The organism is Streptococcus sp. KHUD_018, from assembly GCF_054861215.1.
In genome coordinates this window covers 53,538-73,176 of record NZ_CM142176.1, presented here as the reverse complement: position 1 = coordinate 73,176, position 19,639 = coordinate 53,538, and the positions used below count along the sequence as shown (strand labels likewise).

16 protein-coding genes and 1 pseudogene are annotated in these 19,639 nt (G+C 42.0%); 4 read left to right on the top strand and 13 right to left on the bottom strand.

Annotated features, from left to right (window positions below; genetic code table 11):
- Positions 1-7: 7 nt before the first annotated feature.
- Together ACVBD2_RS00370 and ACVBD2_RS00365 are read left to right on the top strand one after the other, a co-directional pair.
- Positions 8-730: a DUF4241 domain-containing protein gene (locus ACVBD2_RS00370; protein WP_461685808.1), complete on the top strand. Its 723-nt coding sequence runs from the start codon at positions 8-10 to the stop codon at positions 728-730.
- A 12-nt stretch (positions 731-742) separates the two neighbouring features.
- Positions 743-1,300 (top strand): annotated as a pseudogene (locus ACVBD2_RS00365) (SMI1/KNR4 family protein).
- Positions 1,301-1,378: 78 nt separating this feature from the next.
- Here ACVBD2_RS00365 and ACVBD2_RS00360 read toward each other — a convergent pair.
- The 8 genes from ACVBD2_RS00360 to ACVBD2_RS00325 form a co-directional block, all read right to left on the bottom strand.
- On the bottom strand, positions 1,379-2,416 hold the full coding sequence (locus tag ACVBD2_RS00360; RefSeq protein ID WP_461685807.1) for an aldose epimerase family protein: 1,038 nt from the start codon (positions 2,414-2,416) through the stop codon (positions 1,379-1,381).
- Positions 2,417-2,562: 146 nt separating this feature from the next.
- Positions 2,563-3,558 (bottom strand): tagatose-bisphosphate aldolase, encoded by a 996-nt coding sequence (gene lacD, locus ACVBD2_RS00355; RefSeq protein WP_061454265.1) that lies wholly within the window; start codon positions 3,556-3,558, stop codon positions 2,563-2,565.
- 10 nt (positions 3,559-3,568) lie between these two features.
- Positions 3,569-4,735, bottom strand: coding sequence for an SIS domain-containing protein (locus ACVBD2_RS00350; protein ID WP_461685806.1), 1,167 nt, complete (start codon positions 4,733-4,735; stop codon positions 3,569-3,571).
- A gap of 104 nt (positions 4,736-4,839) precedes the next feature.
- Positions 4,840-5,244: a PTS sugar transporter subunit IIA gene (locus ACVBD2_RS00345; protein WP_000045700.1), complete on the bottom strand. Its 405-nt coding sequence runs from the start codon at positions 5,242-5,244 to the stop codon at positions 4,840-4,842.
- 3 nt (positions 5,245-5,247) lie between these two features.
- Positions 5,248-6,069: a PTS system mannose/fructose/sorbose family transporter subunit IID gene (locus ACVBD2_RS00340; protein WP_000185287.1), complete on the bottom strand. Its 822-nt coding sequence runs from the start codon at positions 6,067-6,069 to the stop codon at positions 5,248-5,250.
- A complete protein-coding gene (locus ACVBD2_RS00335; protein ID WP_000616990.1) occupies positions 6,056-6,961 on the bottom strand; it encodes a PTS mannose/fructose/sorbose/N-acetylgalactosamine transporter subunit IIC in 906 nt (301 codons plus the stop codon). The genes ACVBD2_RS00340 and ACVBD2_RS00335 overlap by 14 nt, the downstream gene beginning before the upstream one ends.
- A gap of 26 nt (positions 6,962-6,987) precedes the next feature.
- Positions 6,988-7,464 (bottom strand): PTS sugar transporter subunit IIB, encoded by a 477-nt coding sequence (locus ACVBD2_RS00330; RefSeq protein WP_000156968.1) that lies wholly within the window; start codon positions 7,462-7,464, stop codon positions 6,988-6,990.
- Complete coding sequence (locus ACVBD2_RS00325; RefSeq protein ID WP_461685805.1) at positions 7,461-9,248, bottom strand: glycoside hydrolase family 35 protein; 1,788 nt, start codon at positions 9,246-9,248, stop codon at positions 7,461-7,463. The genes ACVBD2_RS00330 and ACVBD2_RS00325 overlap by 4 nt, the downstream gene beginning before the upstream one ends.
- 316 nt (positions 9,249-9,564) lie before the next feature.
- On the opposite strand from ACVBD2_RS00325, the gene ACVBD2_RS00320 reads away from it, so the two are divergent.
- Positions 9,565-10,281, top strand: coding sequence for a GntR family transcriptional regulator (locus ACVBD2_RS00320; protein ID WP_001007187.1), 717 nt, complete (start codon positions 9,565-9,567; stop codon positions 10,279-10,281).
- A gap of 299 nt (positions 10,282-10,580) precedes the next feature.
- Positions 10,581-14,576 (top strand): LPXTG-anchored beta-N-acetylhexosaminidase StrH, encoded by a 3,996-nt coding sequence (strH, locus tag ACVBD2_RS00315; protein WP_461685804.1) that lies wholly within the window; start codon positions 10,581-10,583, stop codon positions 14,574-14,576.
- A 57-nt stretch (positions 14,577-14,633) separates the two neighbouring features.
- Here strH and purB read toward each other — a convergent pair whose 3' ends face one another.
- Genes purB through purE form a run of 5 tightly spaced genes read right to left on the bottom strand, consistent with a single transcriptional unit; the run spans position 14,634 to position 19,480 of the window.
- Positions 14,634-15,932, bottom strand: a complete 1,299-nt coding sequence (gene purB, locus ACVBD2_RS00310) for an adenylosuccinate lyase (RefSeq protein ID WP_461685803.1) — start codon at positions 15,930-15,932, stop codon at positions 14,634-14,636.
- A 47-nt stretch (positions 15,933-15,979) separates the two neighbouring features.
- Positions 15,980-16,723 (bottom strand): hypothetical protein, encoded by a 744-nt coding sequence (locus tag ACVBD2_RS00305; RefSeq protein ID WP_461685802.1) that lies wholly within the window; start codon positions 16,721-16,723, stop codon positions 15,980-15,982.
- Positions 16,720-17,898, bottom strand: a complete 1,179-nt coding sequence (locus ACVBD2_RS00300) for a DUF262 domain-containing protein (protein ID WP_461685801.1) — start codon at positions 17,896-17,898, stop codon at positions 16,720-16,722. The genes ACVBD2_RS00305 and ACVBD2_RS00300 overlap by 4 nt, the downstream gene beginning before the upstream one ends.
- Positions 17,899-17,919: 21 nt before the next feature.
- Positions 17,920-19,002: a 5-(carboxyamino)imidazole ribonucleotide synthase gene (gene purK, locus ACVBD2_RS00295; protein WP_461685800.1), complete on the bottom strand. Its 1,083-nt coding sequence runs from the start codon at positions 19,000-19,002 to the stop codon at positions 17,920-17,922.
- Entirely contained in the window at positions 18,989-19,480 is a 492-nt protein-coding gene (gene purE, locus ACVBD2_RS00290) for a 5-(carboxyamino)imidazole ribonucleotide mutase (protein ID WP_049550113.1), read from the bottom strand. Before purE ends, purK begins: the two co-directional genes overlap by 14 nt.
- Positions 19,481-19,639: the final 159 nt, after the last annotated feature.

Below are 19,639 nucleotides of genomic sequence, written 5' to 3'. Positions count from 1 at the left end.
ACCGTTTATGAGAAAAATACAAGTTTCAAAAGAATGGTTGCAAAAGTACCAAGAAATAAAACACCTGCTCACTTCGTCTGTCAATTATGCAGAGTATTTTGAGAGGAAAGAAATACAGGGTGCAGAAATTTTTGTTTTGGATATGGGGAAAGTGGCTTTCCCTAGCGGAGAAATTCTGGTTCGCGATCCTTTGGTCTGGCTCCGTAGAGAGGAAAAGCCCTACTTACAATCTGTACCCAAAGGAACATATAGAATAAAAACCTTAGTAGCCAAGTTAGAAGAAGATCACTACAGGTATGTAGCAACGAGAATCCAATTTACAGATCAAGTGCCAGTCATCTACTATGAAGCACTGACTGGTGATGAAGATATAGACACTGTTGAAAAAGACTCTTATTTTGGATTTGCAGTTGACGCAGGTCTGGCAACAATAGTGGACGTTGACACCAAGAATGCCTACTGCGATTTTGAAGACAATTGGTATAAAGAAAATCCTGACAAAAATATCTACGACGATTTCTTTGCAGCAATTTTTGCCCAAAACGCCATAGAAAATCCCCTTTATCAGCGTGAGGGTGGGGATTGGATTAACTTTAAAATCCCTAACACTGACCTAAGCATTCCGATGATCCAATCAGGTTTTGGAGACGGAGTCTATCCCGTCTACTTTGGCTATGATAAGGATAATCAGCTTTGTGATTTGGTTGTCGAATATATTTACCTAGGATAGAAAGGTGTAGTCATGTCACTAGAAAAAGTCTATGATTATTTTCATCATTATGATTCTAAAACCTACCAAGTTGTAGCCTGCATGGGAAATGAACCCTCCGAACAGGATATAGAAGATTTTGAAAAACTGTATCAAATCAGTCTTCCAGACGACTTTAGAGAATTTACCATGTCACCCCTAGGCGGACTATATATGGAAGTCAGGGAGGAACTGTGACCTAGAGCTAAAGCATTTGATGTGGCACCATTTTGGACATTTTGCCGTGGTATTAAGGTTTACGGCATTGCAAATGAGATACCTGATTTTTTAGACATTCGACTGAAGACCAAAGAATTACATGAACTAGGCTTTGTAAATTATATCCCTTTTCTGTCTATCATCGGTGATGGAGATGTGATTTTCTGCTTTGATAAAAATAATCACATTGTCGCCTTAGATTGGTATAGTAGTGGAGAGGCTGAAGAGCTCGATAGTGACTTTTCAGATCTTTTGCTCAAGCAAATCCAAAAACTGGAGGAGCGTAAAAACAGAATGTTAGAGAGAATCGAGAAACAGAAAAAAGAAAAATAAGCCATGTACTGACCAAACTGCCTCTAATGTCAATACAACAGCACGAAACTCAAAAGAGCTGGGAACCAGCTCTTCTTTTTATTTTACAACAAGCTCGTAACGAGTTTTGCTGGTGAAAGTTTCCCCTGCTTTGAGAATGACTTGGTCTTTGAGGTCGCTGTGAATGGCATCTGGTAAAGCTTGCGCTTCAAGGGCAATACCATTGTGCTGTACCATTGGTTGGCCTCCGATGAGCACACTCTCATCCACAAAGTTTGCTGTGTAGACCACAAAGCAAGGGGCCTCTGTCTTGAAAAGTAGGAAGCGACCTGAGTTTTGGTCATAAAGGAAACCAGCATTGTCATGACCTGCAGGAAGAGCAAATGGGTGATCCAAACCAGATACCAGCTGGATTTGCTCATCTTCCTCTGCAAAGATATCCTTCAGCAAAGCTCCATTGTAGATATGTTTAACCACATCACGAGTAGCATCTGGAGTCTTAGCCGGAACACCGTCGGGAGCGATTGGGTAAATACCCTCTGTGTTTAGTTGGAAGACATGGCGGTCAATTGTCTGCGTGAAATCACCAGACAAGTTAAAGTAGCTGTGGTTGGTTGGATTGACCAGCGTATCCTGATCTGTCGTCACCTTATAGCTGACTTCGTAGGCACCAGTTTCTTCCAAGTGATAGCTGATCCAGATTTTGAGATTGCCAGGAAATCCTCCTGTCCCATCTGTACGCTCTGTGTAGAGGGTCAAGCCATGGTCGCTCACCTCGACCAATTCAAACAAGCTCGAATCCCAACCTGTTGAACCACTGTGGTTGCAGTTGCTAGCATTGTTGACTTCAAGGTCATAGGTCTGGTCATTGAGCTCAAATGTCGCACCTGCGATACGGCCCGCTACAGGACCTACACTTGCTCCATGCTTGGGACTATTGCCTACATAGCTATCAAAATCATCAAAACCCAAAATCACATTGGCAAAATTTCCAGCCTTGTCAGGTGTGACATAGCGCAAGATGGTCGCACCATAGGTCATGATTTCTAGTTGGTAGCCACTGTCAGTCTCAAAGCGATAGGCTAAGATATCCTTGCCCTCATGATTTCCAAACACACGCTCTGTGTATGCTTTCATTCTTCTCTCCTTTGATCTATTTCTCTTAAGTAAACAAACCATAGAGAGTGTATGCACCATCTATGGTTGTAGTTTCTATTTTCAGAATCCTTTGTCAGAAAAACTTAAGTATCTTCTTAACAAAAAGGGATTCTTCTATACTTGTTTTATGCTTCCACACGTTCTTTCCATGAAGTCGCTGTGGTTTGGAGAACTTTGTTGAGTTCGTCAATGTTCTCAAAACCAGTTGTGCGAAGCCATTCACGAGCTGCTGCTTCACCATCTTTGATGTAAGCTTCAACTGATCCAGCCCATGTTGCACGGCCACAAAGAACGCCGTTGAAGTTTGCGCCTGATTCGTGGGCAAAGACTAGTGTTTCTTGGAAAAGTTTAGCTGACACTCCCGCACTCAAGTAGATGTATGGAAGGTTAGTCGCTTCGTCTTGTGCTTTGAAGAAGGCTGCTGCTTCTTCACGAGTATACACGATTTCACCATCGCCAAAGCCTTCAACGTATTTAACATTGACTGGAACTTCTACTTTCAAGACATCGATGTTAAAGCGTGGGTCTGAGAAGACCTTCATAGCACCAATAACCTTGTGTGGTTTTACTTTGGCGTATTCTGCAGAACCTGCGTCAGCAATTTTTTCATCGTAAGCCAAGATTTCAAGGAAGAATGGGATGTCTTCCGCCACACACTCAGAACCAATGCGTTCGATGTAGGCTTGTTTTTGTTGGTTGAGTTCGTCAGAACTGTCTACGTCATAGTAAAGCAAGAACTTAACAGCGTCTGCGCCTTGTTCTTTGATGCGTTTGGCAGACCAAACATCCAAGCAGTCTGGTAAGCGTTTAGTGCTAGTTGTGTCGTAACCAGTTTTCTCATAAGCAAGGAGAAGACCTGCATTTGGATCAAGCGCTTTTGTAGCTGGAAGACCATACTCAGGGTCAAGGAGCATAGATGATGCGTATTTGGTCAATTCATCTGCAACCAAGACCTTGAGTTCTTCCATTTGAGCGACTGTTGGCTCTTCTGTTTGGTATTGAGCCATGAGGCGTTTTAAAGCACCACGTTGGTCAAAGGCAAGAGCTGAGATGATACCATTCTCGTCAGAGAGTTTTTGCAGGCAAGCTACTTTATTGGGACTTAATTGTAATTTACTCATAGACACTTCCTTATTTTTGATAGTCATGAATGATCACACCTTGTACCACACGGTTTACTGTACCTGTAGGAGACGGTGTATCTGGTTTGTTTTTAACTTTCAGCGAAGTCAATAGGGCAAAGAGTTGAGCATAAACGATGTAAGGGAAGACACGGTAAATATCGTTCAAGACACCGCCACAACCAAGGGCTACTTCTTTGACATTTTCAAGACCAAAGGCTTGATCACTCAAGAGCACAACACGACGAGCAATCTGATCACCAGCCACTTCACGAACCAAGTCCAAGTCGTACTTGCGAGTGTAGTCTGTCGTTGTACCAAAGATCAAAACAACTGTATCTTCGTTGATCAATGATTTTGGACCGTGACGGAAGCCGACTGGGCTTTCATACATAGTCGCCACCTGACCAGCTGTTAATTCCAAAATCTTGAGCTGAGCTTCATGAGCAAGTCCAAAGAAAGGACCAGCGCCTAGGTAGATAACACGATTAAAGTCGAGGTCAACCAACTCTTTGACATCTTCTGCATTGTCTAGAACTTTGCGGACAAGGCTAGACACAACTTCAAAACGTTCAGCTTTCACAGCAAATTCTGTAGGATCAAAGACCAAGAGAGCTGTTAGCATCATGGACGTAAAGCTAGAAGTCATGGCAAATCCAGCGTCATTGGAAGCAGCTGGTTGCAAGAGCAAAAGATTGCGATCATCGCCATGAGCCTGAAGAGCCAATTTCCCTTCTGCAGCACATGTAATGGTCACTTGATAGAGGTCATCCACCAAGGCTTTAGCCAAATCAACCGTTGCCACACTTTCAGGTGAATTTCCACTACGAGCAAAGGAAACAAGGACAGTCGCCACATCTTTTTTCAGATAGGTTTCTGGATTGGCAACAATATCAGTTGTCGCAATGGCATTGAAATTCCATTTGCGTTCGTCATAGACTTCCTTAAAGTAAGACACCAAGGTATCTCCCACATAAGCAGAAGTCCCAGCACCTGTCAAGATGACCTTGATATAGTCATGTTTATCCGCAATCCCTTGTAGGAAGGCTGCAATTTCTTCCCGTTTCGCTTGATAGGCTTCAAAAGCTTCTTTCCATACATCAGGCTGTTGGTAGATTTCACGAGTCGTGATTTCTGCACCCAGTTCAAGTAATTCTTCTTTTGTGTAATTTAGCATAGAGTTCCTCTAATCTATTGTTGTTTCATTCCTATTGAAAATATGGGAATGGGAGTGACTCCCATTCCCATGTATATTCTATATAAGATGCTCTAAGTTACATCTTATTCATCTTCGTCATCATCGAAGCCCGCTAACAAATCATTGACTTTTACGATGCTTTCTGCAGCACGGCTCTTATAATCCGCATCTGCACCTGTAAGGCTTGCATTGATAAATTCAATCACCATTGGAAGATTCATCCCTGCGTAGAGTTCAATGTCGCGGCCTTCCATAATCAAACGGCTTACCACGTTACAAGGTGTTCCGCCGAGAAGGTCCGCAAAGACTAGGAAATCATCCAACCCTTCGATAGCAGCTTCAAATTTTGCAGTAAATTCTTCTGGACCATCTTCTGGAAGAAGAGCCACTGCATGAATGTTGTCCTGTGGACCCATGATCATTTCTGTGCTACCTTTAAGTTCTTCACAGAAACGACCATGACTCACCAAAATTAATGATTTACTCATAAATTATGCGCCCATTCCAAGCAAGAATTTACCGATGAATGAAAGACCTACTGCAAGAACGATAATGATACCGATCGCTTTAGTAGAGTTCATACCTTTCTTACCAAGCAACCAGAAGATAAAGGCAGTAAAGATTGCTGGAAGCAAGCGTGGGAAGATTGAGTTCAAGATGTCTTGGAAGTCAATCATCTTTTCACCGATTGGCAATTTGTAAGAAATCTCAAAGTTGATCATTGTTGCTACAAGAGCACCCATCATGAAGACACCAAGTACAGATGCAGCGTCAATCAAAGCTGTCAAGGTACTTTGCATGTTGTTGATGAGGTTAACCCCTTCTTTGTAGGCAAATTCCAATTGTTTCCAACGGAAGATGTCATAAGCAACTGCAACTGCGATCCAAAGGAAGATACCCCATGGTTGGCCAGCGATAGCCATAGTTGCTGCGATAGATCCCATGATAGCAGGTACAAGTGAACCAAAGATTGTATCTCCAAGAGGAGCGAATGGTCCCATCAAACCTGTCTTGATACCGTTAACGGCATCTTTTGAACCCACACCATCTTTTTCTTCCATGGCAAGGTCAAAACCAGCGATAATAGTGTGGAAGAATGGTGAAGTATTGAAGAATTGAGTATGAACTTTCATCATTTCTTTCAATTCAGGAGTTCCATCCCCATACATTTTACGTAATTGTGGCAAGATCATGTAAAGGTAACCAGAAGCTTGCATACGTTCGTAGTTCCAACCTAATTGGAAAGTAAACAAGCTACGTTTGTTGATTTGATTAAAATCTTCTTTTGTTAGTTTGTAATTAGAATTCGTCATCTTCGATTTCCCCACTTTCTGATGGTGTAGAAGGTGCTGCTACAGCAACTTTTTGGCTGTTCTTGAAGTGAACAACTGCAAGGAAGATACCCACGATAGAGATACCGATCATAGACAATCCTTTGAAGTTGTTAACAAAGCCAATTTTTTCAGCAACTTCAGCAGGAAGAGTGCCAATGATTCCAGCAACTGCTCCACCAAGACTTGTTACGTTTGAGTAAAGAACAGTCAACATAGCTGTCAAACCGAATCCCATAGCAAGGTAGTGAAGGTTACGTTTAACTGGAAGGTAACGAAGCAAGATAGCGAATCCAAGACCTGGAAGCATACGACCTGCAAGAGTCAAACCGTCTGCAACCCATTGGTATTCTTTAACAAGGTTTACAACACCTTGTACGAATTCTCCACCGAAAGCAAGGGCGAAGAATACTGGAAGGGCACGAGAAAGAGCCCATGGAATCGCACCAAGTAGGTAGTTGCGTTCGATACCTTTGTAGTCAAAGCGTTCGATCGCAGCATCAATACGGTGTGCAAAGAAAGTAGTTGTCATACGTCCAAGAACGTCGAAGTATGTCAAAAGTGCTGCTACTGGTACAGCGATTGTTGTAATCGCAAGATCTGTATCAATACCTTGAGAGATAGAGAATGCTGTTGCAAGAACCGCACCAGAAGTTGCGTCGATACGAGAAGCACCACCAAAGGTACCAACCCCGAGAACGAACAACTGCAAGCTACCACCGATAAACAAACCAGTTGTCACATCTCCCATGATCAAACCAGTAATGAAACCAGCGAATACAGGGGAACCTGCAGATGAAACGATTGTCAACTCATCACAGATTTGATAAGCTGAGTACAAAGTGAGAAGTAAAATTTGCCACCATTGTATCATAACAATGACCTCCTAAAAATTTTTTCCTATTTTAATAAGCTCAAAAAGTCTGAAACTGGATCATTTGGAACCATTTGAGCAGTGAGTTTCACACCTTTTTCTGCTAGTTTGTGGAAATCTTCCACATCCTTGTCTACCACATTGATAGAACGTGTGATAGAGCGAGTTTCTGGTGTTTGAGACATATTGCCGACGTTGAGTGTTTCAAGCGGTACACCTGCTTCGACCAAACCAAGGAAACGGTCTGGTTTACGTGCAACGATAAAGAGACGTTGGCTATCGTATTTACCAGCAAGGATATTTGCTGCTGCTTTCTCAACTGGCAAGATACTGAGTTTCACACCTGGTGGTGTCGCAAGTTTCAAACCACTCTTTTCAATATCGTTGTTAACAACTTCGTCGTCTACAACCATAATGCGTGAAACATTTAGTTTTCCAGCCCAAAGATTGGCTACTTGACCGTGGATCAAACGTCCATCGATACGGCATCCTACAATTGTCATAAGTTTTCCCCCTTTATATGTTTTAGTGTAGGTTTACGAGTTAAATGAATCTCTTCTTTATATTCGCCCTCAGTTTCAAAGATGATGATGCGGTTAGCACCTTCCTTGAGATAGCTATGAGGGATATAAAGCGAGAGGGTCGGGCCGACATTCCAGAAACGTCCTAGGTGACGCCCATTGACAAAGGCAACTCCCTTACCAAACTCAGACAAGTCTAAGTAGGTATCCTTCGGCTCTTCAACAGTAAAGTCGAAAGCGTAAAAGGCTGGTTGTCCTTCTGTCCATCCTTTTGAAAAATCAATTTTCTCAGGATTATCCAGTGGAAGTGGATATTGTTTCCAATTCAGTAAGAAATGTAGATCCTTGCAGACACCTGTACGAATTCCTTTATGTTGCGTATCTGCTAAGAACTTGTGTCCATAGTTAACACGCCCCATATTTTCGATCAGGATATCAATCTCTGAACAGCCTTCTCGGTTTCCCTGACAGTAGATGTCTTCACCAATCTCTGTCTGGTATTGAGTAGCAATCCATTGACCATCTACAAAGAGTTGAGCTCGATCACGTCCATCGATGATACGGAGGCGTTCCTCTTCTGCATCCCAACTTGCTTCGGTACGATAAAGAAGGTAGCCATAACTTTGACCAAGTTCTTCCATCGCTTTTGGATAGAGGCTTTCAGTTGGACTAGAGAGGCTATCCAGAGTTTCAAACAAGGAAACTTTTTCGACTAGTGGAATGGATTCCATTTCCATGCTTTCCTTATAGAGCGGTTCCAACTGTGGATACTCTGGGAAGTGTGTTGCCATCATCTTCTTAACCGCTAGGTATTTAGCAGTTGGATTTCCTTCTTCATCGAGAAGGGCATCATAGTCGTAAGATGTAACTTGTGGCAAGTCCAAAGTTCCTCGAGCCGAGCAACCATTCATGAAACCAAAGTTTGTTCCGCCATGGAACATATAAAGGTTAATCGAACCTTGCTCCAAAACCTCTCGAACAGCTTCTGCCAACTCTTTTGGATCACGTGTGATGATGGGTTCTTTCCAACGGTTGAACCAGCCGTCCCAGAATTCCATACACATGAGGGGCCATTTCTTGCCATACTCATCAAAGAATTCCTGCATCTGTGAAAAGTTGTACGGAGCTTTAGAACCGAAGTTTCCTGTCACAAAGAGGTCGTCTTCGATCAAGGTTCCGGCTTTCAGAGTAGCCCTCCATGGACCATCTGAAGTAAAGAGTGAGCAATCAATCCCTCGGTCTTCCATCAATTTCCGAATGGCTCGTAGATAAGACTTATCTTCTCCATAAGAGCCATATTCATTTTCGACTTGCATCATGAGAATGTTTCCGCCATTATCCAACAAGCGAGGTACAAGCCTTGGCAATAATTGGTCATAATAGCGAGCAACAGCCTCTATGTAGGCTGGGTCGGACGAGCGGATTCGCATGTCCTTGGTCAAGAGCCAAGCCGGCAAGCCACCAAATTCCCATTCTGCACAGATAAATGGAGACGGGCGTACAATAGCATAGAGACCCAGATCTTGTGCAATTTGAAGAAATCTCTCCAAATTTCTGGCACCTTCAAAATCAAACTCCCCTTCAACAGGTTCGTGTAAATTCCAAGCCACATAGGTCTCGACTGTATTAAAGCCAAGCGCCTTTAAGTTATAGAGAGAATGATACCAATCCTCTGCTGGAATCCTAAAATAATGAATGGCGCCGGACAAAATCTTGAACGGTTTTTCGTCTAAATAGAAATCGTCCTCAATTTTAAATCTTGTCATGTTATTACCTCTGACGAATTAAGTTTGCGCTTTCATTTATTATAATATTAACTATAATCAAATCTTTTGCATTTGTCAATAGGTTTTAGAAAATTCTTTAAAATTTTTCTATTTTTTTACTTCTTTTTTACCAAAATTATCTAAAAAATAGCATGAAATGAGGGCTTTTGCATGACCTCTGTTTTAATGGCGCTTTTATATATGTGCAAAATAATATTTTTAATGTATTATGTTATTTTTTCATCTAAATGCTACTATTTTCTTTGTGTTTGTGGTAAAATCAAAGAAGGAGAAAGAAAAAAATTGAGGTGCAATTATGGCTATTCCAAAATACCAATATATTAAAGACGAACTCAAGAATAAAATCATCTCAGGTCAATTTGCGAGTGGAGATAAGTTTTATACTGAAGCAGAGTTGATCGCCATGTATGATGTCAGTTCTATCACAGTTGTTCGTGCCTTGAACGACCTTGCCAAAGATGGCTATATTGTCCGCCAACAAGGAAAAGGAACTTTTGTTTCACGCGCTCGTAAGCACAAACTCGTTGAGTTTTCAGACGTAGAAATTTTTGAAACAAAGGACGATAAGGTAACTGTCCTTTCTATCGAACGTGGAAATAAGCTTGAATATTTGGAAAAACTTGGTTTGCGTGGAGACCAGTTCTACTACAAGATCGAACGGACACGTCAAACTAACGGTGTGACCTATATCTACCACACTTCTTATATTCCCGAACAATATATCAATGCCAACTATCCAAATCTTGACTATTATAGTTCTATCTATAAACGTTTCAAATTGGATTACCGCATTCACATGACTGATGAGCATTTTGAGGAAATCAACGAAATCGCATTCCCAACACCCGAGCATGCTGCTTCTACGTTGGGAATTGATACACAATTTCCAACTGTCTTCCAAACAAAGACTACAAAACTTGAGGCCACTGGCCAAGTCCTTGCCTATAGTGAAACTTATAAGCGAGCTGACTACTACAAAATCAAATTCATCTCGTGTGATCGAGGTCATTAAGAAAAAGCTTGAGCCTAGCTCAGGCTTTTTCTATGTTCATTATAGCATGCACCATTTAGTATGAACATATGACGAAGGGTAATTCTTTAATTAGTAGTGCTTTTACTAAAAACAAGTTAAATATTAGCTAGATTTTCCTTGTTTTTAGTTTTTTGACAATTTTTTCCTAAATCTTATGATTTCCTCCATTTATTATAGTTCTTTCATAAAGCCGCTTGACTTTTTATATCTTAGATAATAAAATAAAAACAGTTTTGTGTAAACGCTATCATACAATATAATAACAGGGAGGTTTTATCATGAAACTAGAAAAGAAACAGCGCTTCTCCATTCGTAAGTACGCGATTGGAGCAGCTTCTGTACTCATAGGATTTGCTTTTGGTACCCAAGTCGTGTCTGCTGACAGCGTCACTCCAACACCAGAAAATCCAAGCGCAGCTCAGACTGCTCAAGGAGAATCACAGACAGCTGAGACATCAGTTGAAAGCAAGCTTGAAGAAAGAGTTGAAGCAAAGGGAGCTTCAGCCACAATCGCTCCAACAGTCGAAAAAACTGAATCCCCAGCAGTTGCAGAAAAAATTGACGAGACTCCAGTCATTGAAAAAGCTACTCCTGTTTCAGAAGAAAACTCAGAACCAGTAAAAGCCGACGAAGACAAGAAAAATGAAACCGTCACACCTGCAGTAACCGCTCCGAGCACTGAACGAGCAAGTCAAGTAAATGAAAAACTGGCAAAAAGAAAAATGATCTCAATCGATGCTGGACGCAAGTACTTCTCACCTGAGCAACTCAAGGAAATCATCGACAAAGCTAAACACTACGGCTATACTGACCTCCATCTCTTAGTCGGAAATGATGGCATGCGTTTCATGCTGGACGACATGACAATCAAAGCCAATGGAAAAACCTATGCCAGTGAAGATGTCAAACGTGCTCTCGAAAGCGGAACTGATGCCTACTACAAGGATCCAAACGGCAACCATTTGACAGAGAGTCAAATGACGGATTTGATTAACTATGCCAAAGATAAAGGTATCGGACTAATCCCAACAGTCAACAGCCCTGGCCACATGGATGCGATTTTGCATGCCATGAAAGAACTAGGCATCCAAAAACCAAACTTTACCTACTTTGATAAGGAATCTGCTCGTACCGTTGACCTTGATAACAAAGAAGCAGTTGCATTTACCAAGGCTCTGATTGACAAGTATGCTGCTTACTTCGCTGGCAAAACTGACATCTTCAATATCGGACTCGATGAGTATGCCAACGATGCTACAAACGCCAAGGGATGGAGCGTTCTTCAGGCTGATAAATACTATCCAAACGAAGGCTACCCTGTAGGAGGATATGAGAAATTTATCGCCTACGCCAATGACCTTGCTCGCATCGTCAAATCTCACGGCCTCAAGCCAATGGCCTTCAACGATGGTATCTACTACAATAGCGACACTAGCTTTGGAACTTTTGACAAAGACATCATCGTTTCTATGTGGACCGGTGGATGGGGCGGATACGACGTCGCTTCTTCTAAACTTCTAGTTGAAAAAGGCCACCAAATCCTTAATACCAACGATGCTTGGTACTATGTTCTCGGACGAAATGCAGATGGCCAAGGCTGGTACAACCTCGACCAAGGACTCAATGGTATCAAGAACACTCCAATCACTTCTGTACCAAAATCTGAAGGAGCTGACATTCCATTCATCGGTGGTATGGTGGCTGCTTGGGCGGATGAACCATCTGCACGCTATTCACCATCTCGCCTCTTCAAACTCATGCGTAGCTTCGCAAATGCCAACGCTGAATACTTTGCTGCCGACTATGAGTCTGCTGAGCAAGCTCTGAAAGAAGTTCCAACAGACCTTAACCGCTATACTGCAGAAAGTGTCGCAGCTGTCAAAGAAGCTGAAAAAGCCATTCGCTCACTTGATAGCAACCTCAGCCGTGTCCAACAAGACACAATTGACCAAGCAATCGCGAAACTCCAAGAAGCTGTAAGCAACTTGACCTTCACACCAGAAGCTCAAAAAGAAGAAGACGCGAAACGCGAAGTTGAAAAACTTGCCAAGAACAAAGTAATTTCTATCGATGCTGGACGTAAGTACTTCACACTCGACCAACTCAAACGCATCGTAGACAAGGCGAGCGAACTCGGCTACTCTGATGTGCATCTCCTCCTAGGAAATGATGGACTTCGCTTCCTACTTGATGACATGACTATCACTGCTAACGGAAAAACTTATGCAAGTGACGATGTCAAAAATGCCATCATCGAAGGGACAAAAGCTTACTACGATGATCCAAACGGAACCACTCTTAGTCAAGCTGAAGTCACTGAATTGATCGAGTACGCAAAATCAAAAGGCCTCGGACTCATCCCAGCGATCAACAGCCCAGGTCACATGGATGCCATGCTTGTCGCTATGGAAAAATTAGGTATCGCAAACCCTCAAGCTAATTTTGATAAAGTCTCCAAAACAACCATGGACCTTGAAAACGAAGAAGCAATGAACTTTACAAAAGCCCTTATCGGCAAGTACATGGACTTCTTTGCAGGCAAGACTAAGATCTTTAACTACGGTACAGACGAATACGCTAATGACGCCACCAACGCCCAAGGCTGGTACTACCTCAAATGGTATGGACTCTATGGCAAGTTTGCTGAATATGCTAACACTCTTGCTGCCATGGCCAAAGAAAGAGGCCTTCAACCAATGGCCTTCAACGATGGTTTCTACTACGAGGATAAGGATGATGTTGAGTTTGACAAGGATGTCATCATCTCTTACTGGTCTAAAGGATGGTGGGGCTACAACCTTGCATCTCCTCAGTACCTTGCAAGTAAAGGCTATAAATTCCTTAATACCAACGGAGACTGGTACTACATTCTCGGTCAAAAACCAGAAGATGGCGGTGGCTTCCTCAAAAAAGCTCTCGAAAATACCGAGAAAACTCCATTTAATCAACTAGCATCAACTAAATACCCTGAAGTTGACCTTCCTACTATTGGTAGTATGCTTGCTATCTGGGCAGATAGACCAAGTGCTGAGTATAAGGAAGAAGAAATCTTTGAACTCATGACTGCCTTCGCAGATCACAACAAAGACTACTTCCGCGCTAACTACAATGCACTCCGTGAGGAGCTTGCTCAAATCCCTACTAACTTGGAAGGATACAGCAAAGAAAGTCTCGATGCCCTAAATGCAGCTAAAGAGGCTCTCAACTACAACCTCAATCGCAGCAAGCAAGCTAAGTTAGACGCTCTCGTAGCCAAACTCAAAGCAGCCCGCCTAGGCCTCAAACCAGCAGCAACCCACTCAGGAAGCCTCGACGAAAACGAACTAGCTGCCAATATTGAAACCAAACCGGAACTCATCACAAGAGCAGAAAAGATTCCATTTGAGGTCATCAAGAAGGAAAATCCGAATCTCCCAGCTGGTCAGGAAAAGATCATCACACCAGGTGTAGAGGGCGAACGCACTCATTACATCTCTGTCCTTACTGAAAATGGGAAACAAACAGAAACCGTTCTAGACAGCCAAGTAACCAAAGAACCTGTGACCCAAGTGGTTGAAATCGGTGCCCCTATTAGCCACAAAGGGGATGAAAGTGGCCTTGCGACAACTGCAGAAGCAAAACCGAGACTAGATATCCAAGAAGAAGAGATTCCGTTCACTACCGTGACACGTGAAAATCCACTCTTGCTCAAAGGGAAGACTCAAATAGTTACTAAAGGCGCTAACGGTCGTCGCAGCCATTACTACTCTGTGAGCACTACTGTTGACGGTAAGGAAGTGAAAACTCTTGTAGATAGCCTTGTGACCCAAGAAGCAGTGACCCAAGTTATTGAAGTCGGAACCCTTGTAACCCATGTAGGGGATGAACACGGTCTTGCTCCAGCCGCAGAAGCAAAACCAAGACTGGATATCCAAGAGGAAGAAATTCCGTTCGCTACCGTAACACGTGAAAATCCGCAATTACCACTCGGACAAACGAAAGTCGTTATTGCTGGAGTAAATGGTCGCCGTACGATTTTCTACTCTGTCAGCACTACTGCTGACGGCAAAGAAGAAAGAACCCTTGTCAATAGTGCGGTATCGCAGGAAGCGGTCGCTCAGGTGGTCGAAGTCGGAACTGCCGTTGAGAAAGCTGAGCAAGCTGAACCAACTATTAGCAAAGCAGATGAAAAACAACTCCCTGCAACAGGAAGTCAAGACTCTGCGGGCTTAGTCGCAGCAGGACTCATGGCGACTCTAGCAGCCTACGGACTCACTAAGAAAAAAGAAGATTAAGATTCTTCTAAGAGAATACGAAAAAGCGAGATTGAATCTCGCTTTTTATTGTTAGGATTAATCACCAAGTCCGATACGTTCAAAGATATCATCTACTCGTTTGGTGTAGTATGCAGGGTTGAAGATTTCATCGATCTCCTCTTGAGTGAGGCGTGATGTCACTTCTGGATCTGCTTCGAGAAGCGGTTTGAAGTCTACTTGGTTGTCCCAAGAGTGGGCTGTTTTTGGTTGCACCAAGTCGTAGGCTTGTTCACGCGTCATGCCTTTTTCAATCAAGGTCAACATAGCACGTTGACTAAAAATCAAACCAAACGTAGAGTTCATGTTGCGGATCATATTTTCTGGGAAAACCGTCAAATTCTTGACAATATTTCCAAAACGGTTGAGCATGTAGTCAATCAAAATGGTCGTGTCTGGTGTGATGATACGCTCAGCTGATGAGTGAGAAATATCACGTTCGTGCCAGAGAGCGACGTTCTCATAGGCTGTCACCATATGACCACGGATAACACGCGCCAGACCTGTCATGTTTTCAGAACCGATAGGGTTGCGTTTGTGAGGCATCGCAGAAGAGCCTTTTTGACCTTTGGCAAAGAACTCTTCTACTTCGCGTTGTTCAGACTTTTGCAAACCACGAATCTCAGTCGCCATACGCTCGATTGAAGTCGCGATACTAGCAAGAACCGCAAAGTACTCAGCGTGAAGGTCACGAGGAAGCACTTGTGTAGAAATTTCTTGAGCACGGATGCCCAATTTTTCGCAGACATATTCCTCTACAAATGGTGGGATGTTGGCAAAGTTCCCAACCGCACCCGAAATTTTACCAGCTTCCACGCCAGCAGCTGCATGCTCGAAACGCTCGATATTGCGCTTCATTTCGCTGTACCAAGTCGCAAGCTTGAGACCAAAAGTTGTAGGTTCCGCATGCACACCGTGGGTACGCCCCATCATGATGGTGAACTTGTGCTCCTTAGCCTTATCAGCGATGATGTTGGTGAAGTTTTCAAGGTCACGACGGATGATGTCGTTGGCCTGCTTGTAGAGGTAACCGTAGGCAGTATCCACCACGTCAGTAGATGTCAAACCATAGTGAACCCACTTGCGCTCTTCGCCAAGAGTCTCAGAAACCGCACGTGTGAAAGCCACCACATCGTGACGCGTCTCCTGCTCGATTTCCAAAATACGGTCAATGTCAAAATCCGCTTTTTCACGAATCAAAGCCACATCTTCCTTAGGGATTTCCCCCAACTCAGCCCATGCCTCGTCAGCCAAGATTTCCACCTCAAGCCAAGCACGGTATTTATTTTCTTCACTCCAAATGTTCGCCATCTCAGGGCGAGAGTAACGGTTGATCATTTTTTTCTCCTTTTACATTACAGAAACCAAGTAGTAAGATTTAATAGTTAATATTCTTCTAACAATTTCATCACATATATATTATATAAATCAATAACTATTTTATCAATTAGTATCAAAATTGAAAACCAGATAAAATAATTTTTGTCTTTATCTGTGCTAATAGCCAACTCTAAGAAAGATTGAGAACTAATTTTATAAGAAGATAAATTATGAGCTAGTGTATTTCTCTGAGCATACAGTTCATCATATCTACTTTGGACGACACTTTGAAACAGTGGTCCCAGCTTTCCATTTTGAGTAGGCTGTAGAAATTGATTAACAGGAATTATCTTATCTACATTCGTTTTAAAAAAATAATCGAATTTTCTTTGATGCCACGTTGATAGATTAGTATCTTTAAAGAGTTTCTTTACATAGTCTATCGTTTCTTTTTGCAGATTATTCTTGTCTAAAACTTCGTAAATATTAAATTCTCTATCCAATGACGTAATTGCTTCCACTAATCTGCGAAATACTTTGTTTTTTGCCTCAAATGTTGAACATTCACCTAATTTATCATCATTATTTAGTAACTTCCTTCTATATTCTAAATCATTAGAAGCGATTTCCCAGGTAATGAATTTTAATTTTTGTTCTTGAAAACCAGTCATTTTTAAAAAAACTGAATTCATAACATATTCATTAACAGGATAGGTTTCAATCCCACTACCAATTCCATAATTAGCAACTATCGCTTCTTTTAATACACTTTCAATGGGTGCTAGAATGAACTTTTCATGATTAATCATAGTGTATACTTCCCATAAATATCTATAGATTTCTCCATTCTATTTCTCAAATGCGTTAAAGCTGCTGGATTCTTAGTATGATTATTATCTTCCTTAAATTCTAATATCGTATTTTGTAATTCTTGTATCAAGCTCGATTTTTTTGATATATCAATTTGTCTCTGTTGAAAAATCATATACTCAAATAAACCAAAGAAATTAACATCTAAATCAATAATTGATTTAAAACGTCTTTCAGGAAATAATTGCTCAATAGTACTCTCTATCTCATCCAAAATAATTTTATAGTCCCCTTCAATTATTTCTTTCGGTAGTTGTTCAAATAGATTTTGATTTTCATCATTAGCAACTGCATATATGAATTTTTCATATAAATTTTCCATTCGTCGTGCATATCCATATCCCACTTTAGTTATTCTCCCAACTTTTCTATAGTGAGAAAGAATGGCTATATATCGCACAAAATCCATTTTAGAATCATTTACAAACACTAGATTTGAAAATTTTGGTTCAAAGAAATCTACCAATGTATCTTTTAGGAAATAGAGAGACTTTCTACTTTCTTGAGGCAACAACGGCTCTCCTTGTATATTAATATTACGAAATACAGAAGAATAAAAATTTTGCTGTTCAGAATAAAATTCTATATCTGCTCTCCCACTATCTTTCTGTGGTACTAAGTAAGAAAATCCTAGATAATGATTTCTCATAAACTTATCATCAACCGAAGGAATTTCATCATAAGTGCTTATTTCAATTTCAGATAGTATCTTTTCTTTATTACTACCTTTATCTGTCAGATAATTCAAAGACCATTCTAAAACATTGTCATACTCGTCATCATCCAGCTCTGTATCGTTATCATCTGCCAAAGTTTGAACTACTTTTTTATATTTCTCTTTATTTGGAAAAATTCCCAAATAGCTCAATAAAATACTTGTTAACCTTTGTTGTCCATCAAGTATTAAATTTTCACGTCCTTCACTCGTTACGTATGATCCTATTGTCACCGGCGGAACAAACTCATTTTTTTCAAAACTTTCAATCAGCTTTTTAGCTTTCTGGGCATCCCAAACAAAATAACGTTGATAACCGGGTAAAATAATATTCTTTTTTAAAATCAATTCTTTCCAATGTTCCAAAGAATATTCTCCATAATACACCTTATTTTCCATGTCTTATATCCCTTCTGAAATTTAACCTTCCCCAAACTCTTCCACACTATCCGGCACATCACTAAACAAAGTCACATGTCCCATCTTGCGGTTGTGCTTCGCTTCTATTTTACCATACATGTGAAGGTGGGCGCTTGGATTTTCTGTGACATATTTTTCAGCGACCTCAACGTGTTGGCCGAGTACATTAAGCATAACGGCTGGCGCATGTAATTTTATTTCTGGCAACGGTGCTCCGAGAACACCCAAGATATGCGTGTCAAACTGCGAGAAGTCACAAGCTTCGATTGAGTAGTGCCCTGAGTTGTGTGGACGTGGCGCAATTTCATTGACAATAATGTCATCAGTTTTCGCAAACATTTCCACACAGAGAGTTCCAGACAAGTTAAGCTGTTCTGCGATTCGTACTGCCATTGCTTTGGCTTTGGCTGCTAGACTTTCTGAAATGCGAGCAGGCACAATGGTTTTTGAAAGAATGTTGTTGCGGTGAATATTTTCCTGAACTGGGAAAACTGTCACATCCTTGCCGTTACCAGACACGATGACAGAAATTTCAAGGTCAAAGTTGACGAATTCTTCCAAGACACAGTCTGCTAAGTCGGCTAGTGCATAAGCTTCTTCCAAGTCTACTTCTGAGCGAATGACTTTTTGTCCATGCCCATCGTAGCCACCTGTCGCGGTCTTGAGGACATAGTTTTTCGATAGGTCAATATCTGCCAAGTCTTGGCTAGAAGTCACGACCTTGTAAGGTGCCACAGTGACTTGTGCCTTGTTTGCGAGAAAGTCCTTTTCAAAAATGCGATTTTGGGAAATGCGGAGCAGATCTGTCCCTTGAGGGAGCTGATCATCCTTGATAACGGCATCCAAACCGTCAGCATCGACATTTTCAAACTCATAAGTGAGAACATCACAACGGTCTGCCAACTCACGAAGAGCCTCTACATCGTTGTAAGGAGCCACGATGATTTCCGCCACGCGAGAGGCTGGGCAATCCGCCGCAGGATCCAGCGCGATGACCTTGTGCCCCATGTAGATAGCAGAAATGGCCATCATCTGACCCAGCTGACCACCACCGATAATTCCGATTGTTTTAGATGAGCTCATTGGTAGACTCCTCTGCGATTTTTCCTTGCTCTTCTGCGAAATCAGCCAATGCTGTCGCGATAGCTTGATCCCCTACTGAAAGGAGACGGAGGGCAAAGAGGGCTGCATTTGTCGCACCAGCTTCACCGATAGCCATAGTTGCGACAGGCACGCCACCCGGCATCTGCACGATAGAGTAGAGCGAGTCCACGCCACTAAGGGCACGCGATTTGACGGGTACACCGATGACAGGAAGGGTTGTTTTGGCTGCGACCATTCCTGGCAAATGGGCTGCGCCACCTGCACCTGCGATAATGACCTTGATACCGCGACTACGAGCTTCCTCCGCATGTCTGAACATGAGGTCTGGAGTACGGTGGGCAGAGACAACTTTCTTTTCGTAAGCTACACCGAAGCGGTCTAGAACTTCTGCTGTTTTTTGCATAGTTGCCCAGTCGGATTTTGAGCCCATGATAATGGAAATTACTGGTTTAGTCATAATTTTTCCTTTTTCTTCTTTTTTAATAATGGTCTTCGGTGGTGGGGACGGAAGCAAACCTTCGGTTTCATTCCTAAACTTTGAGCCTAAGGTCTCAAAGTTTCCCCGACCAGAACAGATACTGTTCTGGTCTTTTCACCACGGCGACCATTATCTTAC